The following is a 16,122-nucleotide window of genomic DNA, read 5'->3' as shown; positions in this document are numbered from 1 at the left end:
CGCTTGAGCCGCGCCATGATCTTCTTCGGCCCCCACAGTGGATGTGCCTCCTTCGAAGCAACGATCCGCTCCACCAGATCCACCGCCGTCGCCCGGCCATGATTGAGCGGCGCCCGCGGCCGGTCATGCAGACCTTCCGGGCCGAACTCCCGGTACCGTCCCAGCCATTTGTAGCCGATCTTGCGCGATATGCCGAAGTCAGCACAAAGCTGCGTCATCGTCTCATCACCCGCCAGGCACTCCACAACAAACCGAAGCCGCTCATCCATGATGCCAGTCTCTCGCCAAACCATCGCCGGTCCTCCCGGCGAAGGAGAAAACTGTCACCCATGTAATCAGTCCATTCTGTTACCTATCTATCCGGTTCGGACATGGCGACCCCCTCTCCCCGTTGTTCACGGGGAGAGGGTAAGGGTGAGGGGCAGCGCGAACCTGGAATATCTGGAAGCAACATCAATGACCTCCAAAGCCCTCCCCGCCACCATGGCAACCGTGCAGCTGACCGGCCACGGCGGAGCGGAAAAGCTCGTCTACCGCACCGACGTGAAAGTGCCCTCGCCCGCCCCAAGTGAAGTGCTGGTCAAGGTCACCGCTTGCGGCATGAACAACACCGATGTCTGGGTGCGTCAGGGTGCCTACGGCACGGAGGAAGATGCTGCCGCGGTATCGACCTGGCGCCGCCAAGGCAACACGCTGACCTTCCCGCGCATCCAGGGCACCGACACCGTCGGCAACATCGTTGCCGTCGGCGAGGGTGTTTCTTCGGCCCGCATCGGCGAGCGGGTGATGGTCGATTTCTCCATCTACAACCGCGACGATGATTCACTCGCCGACATCGACTATATGGGCCACGGCCGCGACGGCGGCTATGCCGAGTACCAGACCGTGCCGGCCGAGAACGCCCATGTCGTCGCCACCGACCTGACCGACGTCGAACTCGCCACCTTCTGCTGCGCTTACCTTACCGGCGAACAGATGCTCGAACGCGCCGCATTGAAGGCCGGCGAGCGCGTGCTGGTCACCGGCGCGTCGGGCGGCGTCGGCTCCGGCATCGTGCAGTTGGCGCGGGCGCGCGGCGCCATTCCCTATGCCGTCGTCGGCAAGGGCAAGGAACAGGCGGTGCTCGACATCGGCGCCGAAGCGGTGATCACCCGTGGCGTCGCCGATCTGCCCGCCGCCGTCAACGACGCAACCGGCGGCCAGCCGATCGACGTGGTTGCCGACCTCGTCGGCGGTGCGATCTTCAACGACCTGTTGCGCATCCTTCGGCCCGAAGGCCGCTACACCACCGCCGGCGCGATTGCCGGCCCGGTCGTGCGGCTCGATCTGCGCACCATGTATCTCAAGCAATTGCAGCTGCACGGCTCCAGCCAGGGCACGCGACACGACTTCCGCCGTATCGTCCGCTACATCGAGGAGAAGAAAATCCGGCCGCTGGTCGGCGGTGTCTACAAGCTCTCCGATTTCCACCGCGCCCAGGCGGATTTCATCGCGAAGGATTTTGTCGGCAAACTGGTGGTCGTTCCGGATGCCGTTGCGGATCGTCGATAAGATGAAGCACGTAGTCTCTGCATAGAGAATTTGGTCTTTGACTGAGCCTGAAAAGGCCTGTGGGTGGTCGCTGCCCGACCAGACTGCAGCCGATCTCCAACGCTGGCGATTGGCATAAGCCAACACGACTTCGCATCCCAGCTAGTTTCCGTCCATAATGCTGCGGCTCAGAATAAAAGCGCTCTGTAGCGATCCTTCGCGCCCCCCTCTGTCCTGCCCTCTTTTGCCAAAACTCGGCATCTCCCCCACTTTGGGGGGAGATTGGCAGCTTCGCGGGCAGCGTCCCTTTTTGCAAGGTTGGTGGTTGGCGAAATCAGTGATGAAGGCCAATCTCCCTCCTTGTGGGGGAGATGTCCGGCAGGACAGAGGGGGGCGCTGTCCCTCCACGATCAAAGGTTCTGCACCGCAGCAGCGCTCGAGAACCAAAGCGGAAGCGCAGGAGATCGCCGTTCGCGGGCTGGCTGAATATCGGCACGCCCTAACAAGGGCTCGGGCTGTTCGCCGACACGGTAAAATCGAGCGCGACATGGCCTTGCGGCGCGCCGAAGCGAAGGAAGGCTTCCGACAGCGTCGCCTCTCAGCTTGGTGCAGAAATTCTTTGTCCTGTCGAAAACGCCGGAAGTCTTGAGAAAGTCGATGCAGCCGTAGATCTCGTCCATGTGATGGCCCTCGCCGAGCGGATAGAGCGAGAACTGCGCGGCGACCTCTTGTCCGAGCTTTTTCGCACTGGCGACATCCTCTCCTGCGGCGTTATAAGTTTTTCGCAATTTTCTTATAACGCCGCTTGCGTTCGACCGTCTTCATGTCAGGCGGCTCCAGTTAGCGGCTCCAGTTATAAGAAAATGCGGTTCTCTTATAACGGCATGATCTCGAGCGACGGGCGCCAATTACGGGACCTGCTTGACCGCGGCTTCAAGCGATCTTTCAAACGCGTCGATCACCTGATCGACCTGGGGCTCGGTGATGATCAGCGGCGGGCAGAAGGCCAGTGCATCGCCCATGTTGCGCGAGATGACGCCGTTCTGCTGCATGAAACCGTTGACGAGCCCGCCCAGCGCGCCGGCCGTCTCCCACGGCGTCTTGTTCGCCTTGTCGCCGACCAGTTCGACCGCCGCGATCAGGCCGACGCCGCGCACCTCGCCGACAAGCGGATGCGAAGCGAGCTTGCGCAGCCGCTTCTGCATATGCGCGCCGACCGTGCGCGCATTGCCGACGAGATCGCGCTCCTCGATCAGCTTCAGGTTCTCCAGCGCGACCGCCGCCGCAACGGGATGGCCGCCGCCGGTGAAGCCGTGGCCGAAGGTGCCGATGCGATTGCTTTCGTCGGCAATCGGCTCGAAAACCTTCTCGTTGATCAGCAAGGCCGAGATCGGCAGGTAGGACGAAGAGATCTGCTTCGACAGCACCATGATGTCGGGCCTGATGTCGAAGGTCTGCGAGCCGAACATTTCGCCGGTTCGGCCAAAGCCGCAGATCACCTCGTCGGCGACGAGCAGGATGTCGTATTTCGACAGCACCGCCTGGATCTTCTCCCAGTAGCCTGCCGGCGGCACGATGACGCCGCCGGCGCCCATGATCGGCTCGCCGAAGAAGGCAGCGATGGTTTCCGGTCCTTCGGCCAGGATCAGCTTTTCCAGATCGTCGGCAAGCCGGCTCGAAAACTCTCCTTCGCTCTCATTTGGCAGCGCCTCGCGCCAGTGATGCGGCGTCGAGGTGTGCAGCACATTGGCGATCGGCAGGTCGAAGGAATTGTGGTTATTGGGCAGCCCGGTCAGGCTCGCCGAGGCAATGGTGACGCCGTGATAGCCGCGAATGCGGCTGATGATCTTCTTGCGCGCATGCTGGCCGAGCGCATTCGACCGGTACCAGATCATCTTCATGGCCGTATCGTTGGCCTCGGAGCCGGAATTGGTGAAATACGCCTTGCTCATCGGCACCGGCGCCATCTGCACCAGCTTCTCGGCGAGATCGATCAGCGGCGAATGCGATTTGGAGCCGAAGTCGTGATAGTAAGGCAACTTGGACATCTGGCGCACCGCAGCGTCGACCAGCCGCTTCTCGGAGAAGCCGACCGCGACGCTCCAAAGCCCGGCCATCGCCTCGATATAGCGGTTGCCGGCGAGATCCTCGACATAGATGCCGTCGCCCTTCTCGATGACGAGTGGCCCTGCTTCCTCGTGCTTGCGGGCATTGGTGTAGCCGTGCATGTGGTAGCTGATGTCGCGGGCTTCGGGAGAATTCGGTCGAGCGTCCATGATGGCTCCTGTCCTGCATGCCGGGACGTGCGTCCTGCCGCCGTTCGGCGCGCGCATCGACCTCTGGATTAATGCTGTTTGCTGCATCCGTTTCTTGTAAGGGTGTCAAGCCCTTTCGGAAGGGCAGGCGGATGGACGGAAGACATGCAGAATTTCAGCTTCGAGGCTGCTAAACGCCGGAACCTGCGCCAAGCCGGCTGTGCGCATGGCCAAGACCTGATTCCCGAACGGCTCACCAGCAGGCACAACAACAAGGCTGAGGTGGCCTGATCGTGGACCATGTCGACTGCATCGTTGCCGGCGCCGGCGTCATTGGCCTCGCGATCGCGCGAGAGACGGCGCGGCGTGGCATGGACACCCTGATCCTCGAGGCCGAGAACGCCATAGGCACCGGGACCAGTTCGCGCAATTCCGAGGTCATCCATGCCGGCATCTACTATCCGGCCGGATCGCTGAAGGCCCGGCTCTGCGTGGCAGGCCGCGAAAGGCTCTACCGTTATTGCCAGGAGCGGGCGGTGCCGCATGCGCGCTGCGGCAAGCTCATCGTCGCCACGGATGCCGAACAGGAGCCGGTACTCGCTTCGATCCTGGCCAATGCCTCTGCTTGCGGCGCGGGCGATCTGGTGCCGTTGAGCGAAGCTGAGGCGCGCAGGCTGGAGCCCAAGCTGCGCTGCACGGCCGCGCTTTTGTCACCCGCCACCGGCATCATCGACAGCCATGCGCTGATGCTGGCGCTGCTGGGCGATGCCGAGGAGCGCGGGGCGGCGCTCAGCTTCAACACCCGCATCGTCTGCGGCCGCATCGAGGGCGGGCGCATCGTGCTCGACACGGTCGACAGCACCAGCGGCGAGCGCTTTGAAATCGCCACCACGCGCTTCGTCAACGCCGCCGGGCTCGGCGCCACGGCAATTGCCGGCTCGCTTGGGGGGTTCGACCGGCAATTCGTGCCAGAACTTCGCTACGCCAAGGGCAATTACTTTTCGGTCGCCGGCCGGGCGCCGTTCTCGCGGCTGGTCTATCCCGTGCCCGAACCCGGCGGGCTCGGCGTCCATCTGACGCTCGACCTCGACGGCGTCGCCCGCTTCGGGCCTGACGTCGAATGGACCGATCAACTCGACTATCGCGTCGATCCAACACGTGGCGAGCGCTTCTACGACGAGATCCGCAAATACTGGCCGGACCTGGCCGATGGCAGCCTGCAGCCGGCCTATAGCGGCATCCGGCCGAAGCTCTCCGGTCCCGGCGAAGCCAATGCCGACTTCGCCATCCAGGACGCAGCGGTGCACGGCGTGGAGGCCCTGGTCAATCTGTTCGGCATCGAGAGCCCCGGCCTGACCTCAAGCCTGGCGATCGCCGACCATGTCGCGCAGCGCCTCGCGCCGAAGGCCAGCTAGCCGAGGGCGACCCGCGCGAGCGCGCCCGCTGCCAAAGGCATAATCCAAACGCCCGTAAGCCATCCATAAGCCGGGATCGCGGAACCTCGGTCCGACGATCACCGGGACCATCGATATGAAGATCCGTTTCGAAGCCATACCGAACCCAAGCTGCCGGTTCGAGATCTGGGACAATGAGACCGGCGAGCCCGTCGTCCATCACGATCGGCTGCTGACTTTCGACTCGGCGAAGTCGGCGGCAAGGATCGCCGACTTCCTCAACGACAGCCGCAGCCACCGGCGCCGCGCCCGCACCGCCGAATGGCGCGTTGCGGATCGCGATCTCGGCTGGGAGGATGATCGCCAGGCTGCTCCACCTTGCGATCAGCATGGCGGAGCTTCCGCGGCTCGTCTTCCAACGAAACTTGGCGCAGGATCGAACGCTTTGCTACCGAGCGTCGGAGGAGTTTCGCCATGACCGATGAAGCAAGCCGCGAGCCGGCGCGTGATCCCCAGGATCTGGAGCGCCTGCTGATCTCCCGGCAGTGGGTGGGAGACATCGACGGCATGGCCGCGCTTTTTGAGCCGCATGCCGTCGTCGACAGCGGTGACGGGCGACTGACGTGTGGCCGCGAAGCGATCCGGGCACTCTTCGCCGACATCACCGCAACGGGCCGAAAATATGCCGCCGGAAATCAGGCTCCCGCTGTTGTCAGCGGAGATCTGGCACTGACGTCAACCCATCTTCCCGATGGCACCGTAACCGCCGAGGTCGCCCGCCGCCAGGGCGACGGGACATGGCTGTGGGTCATCGATCGATTCTCCGTAGCGTAGCGTCGGCCCGGATGATCCCGGAAATCGATTTTCGCTGGGAATCATGCGCAAACCAAGTGCTCGCGCGTCCGGGCGTGCGGCCCTGTAGCGCAAAGGAGTGACTCCAGTACGGTTGTGGATTCGAAGTTCCTGAACGCCGATGCCGTCGATCGAGCAGGAACTTCAAATCTGTTTATGATGCATCAGTGCGCCGTCTGCGAATGGTCGCCGCCCCGCTGCGAGATGCCGCCCAGCGCTTCGCCGGCCCAGGCGGGCTCGCCATTCGTGGCGAGGTCGCCGAGCGAGACAATGCCAACCAGCCGCCGGTCGCGGCTGATCACCGGCATTCGCCGCACTTTGAGTTCGCGCATATTCTGAAGAACATCGCCGACATCCTGGTCGTCAAAGCAGCACTGTACCTCCGCGCTCATCACATCCCTGATCTTGGTGTCGGGACCTCTGCCCTCCGCGATGCCACGGACGGCAATGTCGCGGTCCGTGATCATGCCGACCAGCCGCTCATTCTCACCCATGGGCAGAACACCGGCGTCAAGATCGGCCATGACTCGTGCGGCATCCCGCAAGGACTGGTCCGCACTGGCGACCTGAACTTTCCGTGTCATGCACTCGCTGATTCTCATAGCTTTCTCCTCGAGCTGCAGCGCCCCGCCGATCCTGTGATGAAGGTGTGATCAGGGCAGAATGAACGCCTGTCGGAATCGTTCCATCGTTCGACCACGCGCAGCGGGCCATATCCGTGACGGGCGGGAACTATTATCCGGCACGATGGTTGAGTGGTCACCAAGTGATCCTCCTCGAGCCAAACGAAAAACGGAAGGAACGATCATGCGCATGTTGACGACAATTGCCGCCCTTTCGGGATTGGCCCTGGCGCAGCCGATTCACGCGCAATCCACCGACCCGCAGCTTCCCCAGATCGCACCTCCGGCTCCGGAAGCCCTGCCCGATCCAAGCTTGCCCAACCAAACGCCTGACCAGGCCCTGCCTGACCAAGCCCTGCCTGATCAAGGTTTCACCGACCAGAATTTTACTGGCATTGCCATTGTCGCCCTCGAGGATTTGCCGCCGGAACTCAAGACGCAAGCCGAGGCCGTGATCACCCAGACCAGCGTTGAAGATCTGCTTACTCTGCAGAGCTCGATCGATGCCTCGCCACAGGCGGCATCGGTGCTGGCGGCGAACGGGCTGGATTCGTCGCAGGTTGTTGCCGCCAACATCGACGGCGACGGCATGCTGACTCTGATCATCCAGACAACCACGTGATTGGCGGGCACGTGATTGGCGGGCACGTGATTGGCGGGCACCTGATCGGTGGTCCGGGCGTGGCGGGCCGGAGCACTCGGCTTCGGCCCTGAAACCCGGTACAGCGGAGCAGCGTCATGGTCGAAGCCGCAGTTCGCAACTTCACCCTCAACTTCGGACCGCAGCATCCCTCTGCTCACGGCGTGCTGCGGCTGGTGCTGGAACTGGACGGCGAGGTCGTCGATCGCGCCGATCCCCATATCGGCCTGCTCCACCGCGGCACCGAAAAACTGATCGAGTACAAGAACTATCTGCAGGCCCTGCCCTATTTCGACCGGCTCGACTATGTCGCGCCGATGAACCAGGAGCATGCGTTCTGCCTCGCCGCCGAGAAGTTGTTGGAAATCTCGGTCCCGAAGCGCGGACAGCTCATCCGTGTTCTGTTTTGCGAAATCGGCCGGCTCTTGTCGCATCTCCTCAACGTCACGACACAGGCCATGGATATCGGCGCGCTGACCCCGCCGCTCTGGGGTTTCGCCGAGCGCGAGAAGCTGATGGTGTTTTACGAGCGCGCCTCCGGCGCCCGCATGCATGCGAATTATTTCAGGGTCGGTGGCGTGCACCAGGACCTGCCTCCGAAGCTCCTGGACGACATCTGGGCTTTCTGCGATCCGTTCCTCAAGGTTTGCGGCAACCTCGACGAGTTGCTCACCGAAAACCGTATCTTCAAGCAGCGCAACGTCGATGTCGGCGTGATCGGCCTCGACGACGCCTGGGCCTGGGGCTTCTCCGGCCCCATGGTGCGCGGGTCGGGCGCGGCGTGGGACTTGCGCAAGGCACAGCCATATGAATGCTACCCCGAGATGGATTTCGACATTCCCATCGGCAAGAACGGCGACTGTTACGACCGCTATCTCGTCCGCATGGAGGAAATGCGCCAGTCGGTGCGGATCATGAGGCAATGCCTGGAGAAATTGCGATCGCCCGAAGGCCAAGGGCCGGTGGCAATTCCGAACCAAAAGATCACGCCGCCGCCGCGGGCGACGATGAAACGCTCGATGGAAGCGACCATCCACCATTTCAAACTCTACACGGAGGGTATTCGCGTGCCCGCCGGAGAAGTCTACGCCGCGGTGGAGGCGCCGAAGGGCGAGTTCGGCGTCTATCTGGTTTCGAACGGCGGCAATACTCCCTATCGGTGCAAGATCCGCGCGCCGTCCTTTGCCCATCTGCAGGCGATGGATTTTCTGTCGCGCGGGCACATGCTCGCCGATGTCGCCGCGATCATCGGCTCGCTCGATATCGTGTTCGGCGAGATCGATCGCTGACGAGGCGCGGGGTGTTTCAGATTTCGAGCAGGGCGTAGGGACGGCCGGTCGGCTTCGCCACGTGCATGGCGACGTTGTAGACCGGGGCACCGCCGGGCGTGCGACCTTCATAGATGCCGCGATGCGCGTGGCCATGCACCACGGCGCTGACCTTGAACCGATCGATCGTCTCCGCCAGCCGCGACGAGCCCAGGAACGGAAAAATCTCCAATGGCTCGCCAGCGACCGTCTCGACCACCGGAGCGTAGTGCAGGACGACAAGCGTACGATTGGTGCGAACCTGCCGCATTGCGTTTTCGAGCCGCATCGATTCGCTGACGCTTTCGGCGACCATCGCCTTGATCGCCGGCTCGCCGAAGGAGCCGAGCATGCGTGATCCAAAACCGCCAATGAACCCCTTCACGCCGACAAAGCCGACGTCCTTGATTTCCGTGGTCTGGCCGTCAAGAAGATGGACGCCCGCCTGCCGAAGGATGTGGGCGACGTCCTCGACCGCGCCGGATTCATAGTCATGGTTGCCGAGCACGGCGACGACCGGGATTGCGCAGGCGCGCAAATCCTCCGCAAGGATTTCGGCCTCACGCGGCTTGCCGAGATTGGTGAGGTCGCCAGTGAGCACGAGGACGTCCGCTTCGTGCGAGACTTCGCCGAAGAGATCACGGCAGGAGGCCTGCGCGTCTTCCCGCACATGCAGGTCGCCGACAGCCGCAATCCTCACGGTGCCGCCGTTCTCAACCTTTGCCGTAGCAGCTTTGTTCCTCTCAGCCATCACGAAATTCTCCTGTTCCGCCGACGCCGGCAAAGCCCCATTCCTTGACGTCGATCTCGTAGTCGGTCGGCGAAAGCAGGCGCCCACGGCAGATCTTCATTCGGGGCGTAGGCAACTCCCTCTGCTTGGCGAGCCGGTCAAGCAATTCGTCGAGCAGCCAGGCGGGAATGTGATCGCGCTCGCTCGGATAGATCCATCGAAAATTCAGAAGCTGCATCAGCAGCACCTCCCAGTGGACTTCGAGGTAGGAAAGCAGCCGGCGCCAATCGATCTGATCCTGCGCCTTGAGGATGGTGTGAGCGATGTCGGCGCCGTCGTGGCGGCCTCTGTCCTGGATGAAGCATTTGGACCAGATAAGCTCGGTCGGACCTACGATCCGCACCTGACTGCCCAGCAGTTCGATCTGCCGTGCATGCTCCAGCCACCCGTCGCCGACCGGCATGGTGCCGTTCGCCGATGCGAATATGACGTCAAAAAAATGGGTGCTCTTGAAGACCTTGCCAAGCCACCGGTCGTCCACGATCTCGACCGCATAGCCGGCTTGCTTGAAATGCGCCAGGATGCGCGCGTAGTCGCCGGCCTTGCAGAAAATGTCGAGGTCTTTGGTCTGGCGCGTGACGCCCGTATAGGCGCTCACCGCGTAGGTGCCGGCGACAAGAAAGGGGATGTCCGTTGCGGCGAGTTCGCGGATCGCCTCTGTATAAAAGACCTCGGCCTCGGCGTGTTGAAGCGTCGGCGCCGCTTTCGGATCGATCGTCGGAACGGATGCCGGGATGGCGCCTCCCGTTGGAGAATCGTTGGTCATGAAATCGTGGCTCCGAGGCCCAGCAACCTGCAGCTGTCCGTCTTTAAACAAAGCCGCCGCCGCATGGTTCCGTTGCCGACATCATGCGTAAAATGTGATGGCGGAGCCTTTTTCGCCGCTGGTGAGTTGAAGGTGTGAACAAACCAACTGCACGGAGGCGACCATGGAGGACGGGCGCAAGGCGGTACGCGTCAGACTGAGGGGAAGGGTGCAAGGCGTCTCGTTTCGCGTGTGGACACGGACCGAGGCCGAGAGGCTCGGTCTGTCCGGGTGGGTTCGCAATGAGGAGGATGGATCCGTGACGGCACTGATCGTCGGAGCCGAAGGCGCGGTTTCGACCATGTTGCACCGGTTGTGGAAAGGGCCGACCGGGGCGTCGGTCTCCAGCGTGACATCCCAGGACGTCGATGCCGGCCAGGAGCCGAACGGATTCAGGATCATCGGCTAGGAGTGTGTACCGGCTTGAAGGCCAAGCCTCCGCGACGTTGCCTTGCGCGGGAGCAATCGACAGCCAGCGGTTCCGCAACAGGTCACGGAAAAGGCGCTTGCGGAGGCAGCGGCTGTCATCGAGGATGACGATAGCTCGATCCTCATGGAAAGCCGCGCCGCCATTGCGGAAGCAGTCCATCGTCGCTACACGGCGCCCGCCGACTGAAATCCGCGCATCCCTGTGGTATCGAGCCTATGGTTCGAGCTTCGCCGATGGCGGATCGCCGTCGAAACGGCCTATCCGCTCATCAACGACCGCTGATGCGAGGCGTGGAAATCACTTCGCCGCCCCATCACCCGAACATGCCGGCCCCCAACATAAATGCCGGCAGCGTCAATGCCCGTAGCGTCAGTGCCCGAAGCGTCAGTGCATGAATATTCCTCGCAGCCAGGCGAAGAAACCAAACCTTTCGGACATTGCCGAACGGACGCGAGAGGCAGCCCATCGCGCTCGTATCGAGGCGCCGACATGGCAATGGCAGACGATTTCGTGCAGCTGCCAGTCGGTCAGCTCGAAGAAGCGCTTGGCTTCACCGTAGGTGTCATCTCTCAAGCCTTGCGCGCGAAAGATCGGGTCCTCGAAGGCAACCGTGAGAGGCGAGTCGTTGTAACGCATTTTCTCGCGTATCTCAGGGGACTTGTATTCGGTGCCGGTCAACGCTTCGAGACGTCGATCGGGATTTTTCTCCAGCAGTTTCGCCCAACGTTCGAGACGCTGGCTTCGAGTCGCTACGAGGTCTGTTGCTTCAGCGTGAACGTCGGCAACGGTATGCAGTTGGTCAAGTGTTTGGTGCTTCACGGCCGCCTCCTATTCAGCAGGTGAGTTCGTCCCACCCTGAAATGGAAATTATGGCGCTCCACGACGCCGGCAAGGCCCTCATGGGCGGACCATTCGATCACTTTTCTGACGGCCCCGTCCGGCCACGAATGCCGATGCCCGCGTTGATCATCGGAGTTCGCGTCGGAACCATAGGCATGCGTGGTCGTTCTGCGTGCGTCAGCCCGAGCGAAAACCGATCGGAACGGGTGGCTTCAAAATCCCAGCCGACGTCGGCGACCCGCCAGGCAGAGTGCGAGCGGAAGGAAATCACACCATGGCCATTCTTCCCACTCCCGAACCAACGCCCACTCCCGCGCCCACACCGCCGCCGTTTCCTGAACCGAAGCCGGTGCGTGAGCCGGACCCGGACAGACTTCCCGACGAAGCTCCTGTTCCCAATCCGGATGAAAATGATGCGCCGCTGAAAATCAGTCCCAAAAATCCCGGCATTTGACGGAGCGGAGACGCTCGTTCCAGATCGGCCAGTCCCGCATGGATCCGAGATGGCGTCGGCGCGTTGGCTGACTGAGCGGCCAGCATGCGGGCTGCGTCGCCGTCGTCTCGGTGCTGTCAGTGGTGATCAGGCGCGGAAAATGACGACGGAAATGCTCATCGTCGCGGACATAGCAGGCATCAGATCGAGCGCTGCGGCGAAGCGAACTCGGATGCCTGCCTTAGATGCTGGCGCAGCAGCGCCTCGGCCCATTCGATCTCGCCCGCCTCGACGGCGTCGAGGATGGCCAGATGCTCCCGGCAGGACTGCTCGATGCGTTCCGCCGGCAGTTCCTCGAAACCCGCCGACTCCTGCAACCGGCGCAGATTGTTCTGCTGGCGCACCGCATCCGCCAGGAACCGGTTGCCGGAACAGGCCGCAAGCCCTTCGTGAAAGGATGCGTTGATCCGGAACCATTCGTCGCCGCCGATCAGCGTCTTGCCCGTCGACACGATCGCCAGGATGCGCTGGTGAGCGCGGCGGACCGGCGCCAGTTGCTGAGGATCCGCTTTGAACATGGGCGACCGCAGCGCCGCGCATTCGACGGCCGTCCGGAATTCATAGCTTTCCCGGTAGGCGTCCTCGCCGACCAACGTGTCGGCGAAACGCCAGCCATGCCCCGGCAGGCGCTGCACCAGCCCTTCGGCGGCAAAGCGGAGCAAAAGCTTGCGCACGACGCCGCGCGACACCTGATAGCGCGGCATCAGTTCCGCTTCGGACACCTCCTGCGGCAGCTGGCCGAGCGCGCGCTCGCGCATCATCCTGCGGTAAAGCTCCTCGAGCGGTGAACTGGGCAGGATATCCTCAGGGTCGAGGTCGGCGACCTCGCGCGCCAATTGCAGCCCCCTCGTCTCGAACGGGCTCAAGATGCCCTGGGCGACCAGCAGCTCCAACGCCGCGCTGATCGGAGAACGCGAGACGCCGAAGGTGCGGGCAAGGTCGGGCACCGAGACGCGGGTTCCAACCGTCCAGCCCGAATCCCTGATCCGCTCCAGGATCCGCCGCGCCAGATCGATCTGCAGCGGACTGGCCGCCTCGCCACGTGCCGGCCGGTCGATGATCGTTTCATTCATAGGCACTTCCTCAGGCGTTCGCATCTTCGCATTATAGATATGCGCCACGCAGTTCGAACTGGCAATCTATCGAATTTTCCTGCTTTTCATTCAATCAAAATGCATTAGTATCCGAACTCAACGAGTTGAGGCTTCCCTTGATGACAACAGTCGCACCTTTTCCGCTTGTCGAGATCGAAGGAGCGCCGAAAGCGCGCGGCATGGCCTATGGCGAACAGGCGCGCGGTCGCATCGGCGCTTCGGTGGCGCTCTACGCCGGGCAGCTCGACCGGTTCGGCTTCGGGCGGGACGATGTCGCGCGGTTTTCCGAAATCTTCCTGCCTCGCTTGCGGCAATGGGCGCCCGATCTCGTCGAGGAAATGGAAGGGATCGCGTCAGGCGCCAATCTCGACCTGTCCTCGATCGTCCTGGTCAACGCGCGTACCGAAATCCTGCAGCTCGCCCGGCGCGAGAAAGGCATTTCCGACGACGAGCCCGACGGCTGCACGGGCGCTGTGATTTTGCCGGAGGCAACCCGCAACGGCAGGCTCATCCATGGCCAGAACTGGGACTGGAAGGCCGAATGCGCCGAGACCTCGGTGGTGCTGCGCATCCGGCGAACGGACGGGCCGGACCTCCTGACCTTCACCGAAGCCGGCGGACTGGCGCGCAGCGGCTTCAACGCGGCCGGCATCGGCATCACCGCGAACTATCTCGAATCGGACCGCGACTATCGCGAGATCGGAATTCCGCTGCCCTTCATCCGGCGCCGGGCGCTTGAAGCGCAGCATTTCGCGGACGCCATCAAGGTGGTGGCGACGACACCGAAATCCGGCTCCAACAACATGATCCTGAGCACCGCCGAGGGCTTCGCGGTCGATTTCGAATGCGCGCCGGACGAGGCCTTCGCCATCTATCCGGACGACGACATGATCGTCCACGCCAATCACTGGCAGAGCCCGGTGGCGTTGTCGAAGCTGCGCGAAACCGGGCTTCGCGACGTGCCGGACAGTCTTTATCGCGACCACCGCGTGCGCCGTCGCCTGTCGGCGCGGCATGGGGACGTCACGATCGACGATTTGAAGGAAGCCCTGTTCGACGATTTCGCTTCGCCGTTCAGCGTCTGTCGTCCGCGGATCAGGAAGAAAGGCGGCAATCTCTCGGCGACGGTGGCGATGATCGTCTTCGAACCAGCCGCCGGCGTCATGGAGATCGCACCGTTGCCGGCCGAGAACCGCGAATTCACCCGCTACGAACTCACCCTCGACGACGAGGTCCGCGAGCGCGCCGAGAAGGCGATGCTGGCACGGGGGCGACCTTCGATATCAGCACAGGAGAAACGATGGTCCGCTTTGTCCTGACCCGCATCGCCAGCGCCATACCGACCCTGATCCTGGTGTCGGTTGCGGTCTTCGTGATGATGCGCTTCATCCCGGGTGATCCTGCGACGTTGATGCTGGGAGACCTCGCACAGCCTGGACAGGTCGAAGCCATGCGGCATCAGATGGGGCTCGACCAGCCTGTGGTGGTGCAATATCTGATCTGGGCCAGCAACGTCCTTACAGGCGATTTCGGGCGCTCGATCGGCAGCGGACAGGAGGTGCTGCCGCTGATCCTCGACCGCTTCGCCGTCTCCTCGATCATCGTCCTCCTGGCCGTGCTTGTCGCCTCCGCCATCGCCGTGCCGGCCGGCATGCTGGCCGCCTGGAAGCAGGACAGTTTTGGCGACATCACCGTCGTCGCCACCTCGACCATCCTGCTCTCGATCCCCAGTTTCTGGCTGGGTCTGATGCTGATGCTGATCTTCGGCCTCTATCTCGGCTGGCTGCCGATCGTCGGCTACGTGCCCTTCAGCCGCGACTTCGCGCAAGCCGCTCTGTACGTGATCCTGCCCGTGGTCACCCTGGTGCTCGTCGAGTCCGGCCCGATCGCGCGCATGGCCAGGGCCAGCACGATCGAGGTGGCGCGGCTGGAATACATCACCCATGCGCGGGCAAAGGGACTTTCCGAAAGCGCTGTGATGTGGCGCCATGCTTTCAAGAACGCCTTCGCGCCCACCTTGACCCTGATCGGCTTGGTGCTCGGCAGCCTGCTTTCAAGCATCGTCGTCATCGAGACCGTCTTCACCATTCCCGGCCTCGGCCGGCTGCTGGTCGACGCCATCTATGCCCGCGACTATCCGGTGATTCAGGGTACGATGCTGTTCGTTGCCTTCATCTATGTTGTGATCAACCTTCTCGTCGACCTCGTCTATCCGCTGCTCGATCCGAGGGTCGCCGCATGATCGCCCGTGTGCTCGGCCGGCCCGGGCTGAAATTCAATGCGACCTTCGGGATCGCCGTCACCGGGGCATTGATCCTTCTGGCTGTGTTCGGCCCGTGGATCGCGCCCTACGATCCGCTCAAGCTCGATCTGCCGTCGCGGCTCAGCGGGCCGTCGCCTCAGCACCTGCTCGGCGCCGACGAGTTCGGGCGCGACGTGCTCAGCCGCCTCGCCAGCGGCGCGCGGACCAGCGCCTGGATCGCTTTTGCGACAGTCGCCTTCGCCTTGATTCTCGGCATCGCGTTCGGCGTTCTCGCCGGTTTCCTGCGCGGCTGGGTCGATCGCGTCGTCATGATGGTCAACGACGCCTTCCTCGCCTTCCCCGGCCTGCTTCTGGCGCTCGGCCTGATGGCGGTGATCGGCGCCAGCCGCGAGGGCATCATCGTTGCGCTCGGGCTTGCCTACATGCCTATCGTGGTGCGCGTGGTGCGGGCCTCGGTGATGTCCATTCGCGAGCGGGAATATGTCGAGGCCTCGCGGGTGATGGGCAACAGCGAGATCATCACCATGGCGCGGCATGTGCTGCCCAACTGCGTTGCCCCGATCATCGTGCTCGCCACCACCATGTTCGGCTGGATCATCCTGTCGGAAAGCGCGCTGAGCTTTCTTGGACTGGGCGTCCCGCCTCCGGCGCCGAGCTGGGGCAACATGCTGTCGACGGCTCGGCCCTATATCGGCCAGGCGCCGCACCTGATCATCCTGCCGGGTCTCTGCATCTCGATCACGCTGCTCGGCATCAACATGCTGGGCGACGCGGTGCGCGACTGGCTCGACCCGAAAATGTAGGTC

General features: G+C 63.0%; 19 protein-coding genes and 1 pseudogene. 12 read left to right on the top strand and 8 right to left on the bottom strand.

Features of this window, described 5'->3' with window-relative positions; all coding sequences use genetic code 11:
• The coding region (locus tag M727_RS0103110; RefSeq protein WP_027151435.1) for a helix-turn-helix domain-containing protein at positions 1–293 on the bottom strand (293 nt) is incomplete at its 3' end.
• A gap of 163 nt (positions 294–456) precedes the next feature.
• On the opposite strand from M727_RS0103110, the gene M727_RS0103105 reads away from it, so the two are divergent.
• A complete protein-coding gene (locus tag M727_RS0103105; protein WP_036261126.1) occupies positions 457–1,551 on the top strand; it encodes an alcohol dehydrogenase family protein in 1,095 nt (364 codons plus the stop codon).
• Positions 1,552–2,029: 478 nt separating this feature from the next.
• Here M727_RS0103105 and M727_RS39625 read toward each other — a convergent pair.
• Positions 2,030–2,270, bottom strand: a pseudogene (locus M727_RS39625) (YkoF family thiamine/hydroxymethylpyrimidine-binding protein); the annotation flags it as partial.
• Positions 2,271–2,438: 168 nt separating this feature from the next.
• On the bottom strand, positions 2,439–3,806 hold the full coding sequence (locus M727_RS0103095; protein WP_027151432.1) for an aspartate aminotransferase family protein: 1,368 nt from the start codon (positions 3,804–3,806) through the stop codon (positions 2,439–2,441).
• A gap of 144 nt (positions 3,807–3,950) precedes the next feature.
• Here M727_RS0103095 and M727_RS43740 point away from each other — a divergent pair, with 144 nt between their 5' ends.
• From M727_RS43740 to M727_RS0103070, 4 genes are all read left to right on the top strand, one after another.
• A complete protein-coding gene (locus tag M727_RS43740) occupies positions 3,951–4,076 on the top strand; it encodes a hypothetical protein (protein ID WP_268929731.1) in 126 nt (41 codons plus the stop codon).
• A gap of 2 nt (positions 4,077–4,078) precedes the next feature.
• Entirely contained in the window at positions 4,079–5,200 is a 1,122-nt protein-coding gene (locus M727_RS0103080; protein WP_027151431.1) for an NAD(P)/FAD-dependent oxidoreductase, read from the top strand.
• A 115-nt stretch (positions 5,201–5,315) separates the two neighbouring features.
• Positions 5,316–5,657, top strand: coding sequence for a hypothetical protein (locus tag M727_RS0103075; RefSeq protein ID WP_027151430.1), 342 nt, complete (start codon positions 5,316–5,318; stop codon positions 5,655–5,657).
• A complete protein-coding gene (locus M727_RS0103070) occupies positions 5,654–6,013 on the top strand; it encodes a nuclear transport factor 2 family protein (protein ID WP_027151429.1) in 360 nt (119 codons plus the stop codon). The genes M727_RS0103075 and M727_RS0103070 overlap by 4 nt, the downstream gene beginning before the upstream one ends.
• 182 nt (positions 6,014–6,195) lie before the next feature.
• Here the strand turns inward: M727_RS0103070 and M727_RS0103065 are convergent, their stop codons facing one another.
• Complete coding sequence (locus M727_RS0103065; protein WP_027151428.1) at positions 6,196–6,633, bottom strand: CBS domain-containing protein; 438 nt, start codon at positions 6,631–6,633, stop codon at positions 6,196–6,198.
• 205 nt (positions 6,634–6,838) lie between these two features.
• On the opposite strand from M727_RS0103065, the gene M727_RS0103060 reads away from it, so the two are divergent.
• Positions 6,839–7,276, top strand: a complete 438-nt coding sequence (locus tag M727_RS0103060) for a hypothetical protein (RefSeq protein WP_027151427.1) — start codon at positions 6,839–6,841, stop codon at positions 7,274–7,276.
• Between the two features lie 116 nt (positions 7,277–7,392).
• On the top strand, positions 7,393–8,583 hold the full coding sequence (locus M727_RS0103055; RefSeq protein WP_027151426.1) for an NADH-quinone oxidoreductase subunit D: 1,191 nt from the start codon (positions 7,393–7,395) through the stop codon (positions 8,581–8,583).
• 16 nt (positions 8,584–8,599) lie between these two features.
• Here the strand turns inward: M727_RS0103055 and M727_RS0103050 are convergent, their stop codons facing one another.
• Positions 8,600–9,352, bottom strand: a complete 753-nt coding sequence (locus M727_RS0103050) for a metallophosphoesterase (RefSeq protein WP_051505497.1) — start codon at positions 9,350–9,352, stop codon at positions 8,600–8,602.
• Positions 9,345–10,157, bottom strand: coding sequence for a hypothetical protein (locus tag M727_RS0103045; RefSeq protein WP_027151424.1), 813 nt, complete (start codon positions 10,155–10,157; stop codon positions 9,345–9,347). The genes M727_RS0103050 and M727_RS0103045 overlap by 8 nt, the downstream gene beginning before the upstream one ends.
• A 163-nt stretch (positions 10,158–10,320) precedes the next feature.
• Between M727_RS0103045 and M727_RS0103040 the strand changes: the two genes are divergently transcribed.
• Positions 10,321–10,605 (top strand): acylphosphatase, encoded by a 285-nt coding sequence (locus M727_RS0103040; protein ID WP_027151423.1) that lies wholly within the window; start codon positions 10,321–10,323, stop codon positions 10,603–10,605.
• A gap of 405 nt (positions 10,606–11,010) precedes the next feature.
• On the opposite strand, the gene M727_RS39620 is transcribed toward M727_RS0103040, so the two are convergent.
• Entirely contained in the window at positions 11,011–11,445 is a 435-nt protein-coding gene (locus M727_RS39620) for a hypothetical protein (protein WP_084646611.1), read from the bottom strand.
• A gap of 295 nt (positions 11,446–11,740) precedes the next feature.
• Here M727_RS39620 and M727_RS39615 point away from each other — a divergent pair, with 295 nt between their 5' ends.
• A complete protein-coding gene (locus tag M727_RS39615; protein ID WP_084646622.1) occupies positions 11,741–11,920 on the top strand; it encodes a hypothetical protein in 180 nt (59 codons plus the stop codon).
• Between the two features lie 179 nt (positions 11,921–12,099).
• Here M727_RS39615 and M727_RS0103020 read toward each other — a convergent pair whose 3' ends face one another.
• Positions 12,100–13,032 (bottom strand): GntR family transcriptional regulator, encoded by a 933-nt coding sequence (locus M727_RS0103020; RefSeq protein WP_027151421.1) that lies wholly within the window; start codon positions 13,030–13,032, stop codon positions 12,100–12,102.
• Between the two features lie 140 nt (positions 13,033–13,172).
• Here M727_RS0103020 and M727_RS35725 point away from each other — a divergent pair, with 140 nt between their 5' ends.
• Genes M727_RS35725 through M727_RS0103005 form a run of 3 tightly spaced genes read left to right on the top strand, consistent with a single transcriptional unit; the run spans position 13,173 to position 16,119 of the window.
• On the top strand, positions 13,173–14,372 hold the full coding sequence (locus M727_RS35725) for a C45 family peptidase (RefSeq protein WP_084646609.1): 1,200 nt from the start codon (positions 13,173–13,175) through the stop codon (positions 14,370–14,372).
• The gene (locus tag M727_RS0103010) at positions 14,354–15,295 is read left to right on the top strand and encodes an ABC transporter permease (RefSeq protein ID WP_027151420.1); all 942 of its coding nucleotides are present in this window, start codon (positions 14,354–14,356) and stop codon (positions 15,293–15,295) included. The genes M727_RS35725 and M727_RS0103010 overlap by 19 nt, the downstream gene beginning before the upstream one ends.
• Positions 15,292–16,119 carry an ABC transporter permease gene (locus M727_RS0103005; protein WP_051505496.1) on the top strand — a complete coding sequence of 276 codons (828 nt, stop codon included), beginning with the start codon at positions 15,292–15,294 and terminating at the stop codon, positions 16,117–16,119. Before M727_RS0103010 ends, M727_RS0103005 begins: the two co-directional genes overlap by 4 nt.
• The last annotated feature ends 3 nt before the right edge of the window (positions 16,120–16,122 follow it).

Source organism: Mesorhizobium sp. WSM2561, assembly GCF_000513915.1.
Taxonomy (GTDB): Bacteria; Pseudomonadota; Alphaproteobacteria; order Rhizobiales; family Rhizobiaceae; genus Mesorhizobium; species Mesorhizobium muleiense.
The sequence above is the reverse complement of the archived record's forward strand: the minus strand, read 5'-3'. Positions and strand labels throughout refer to the sequence as shown.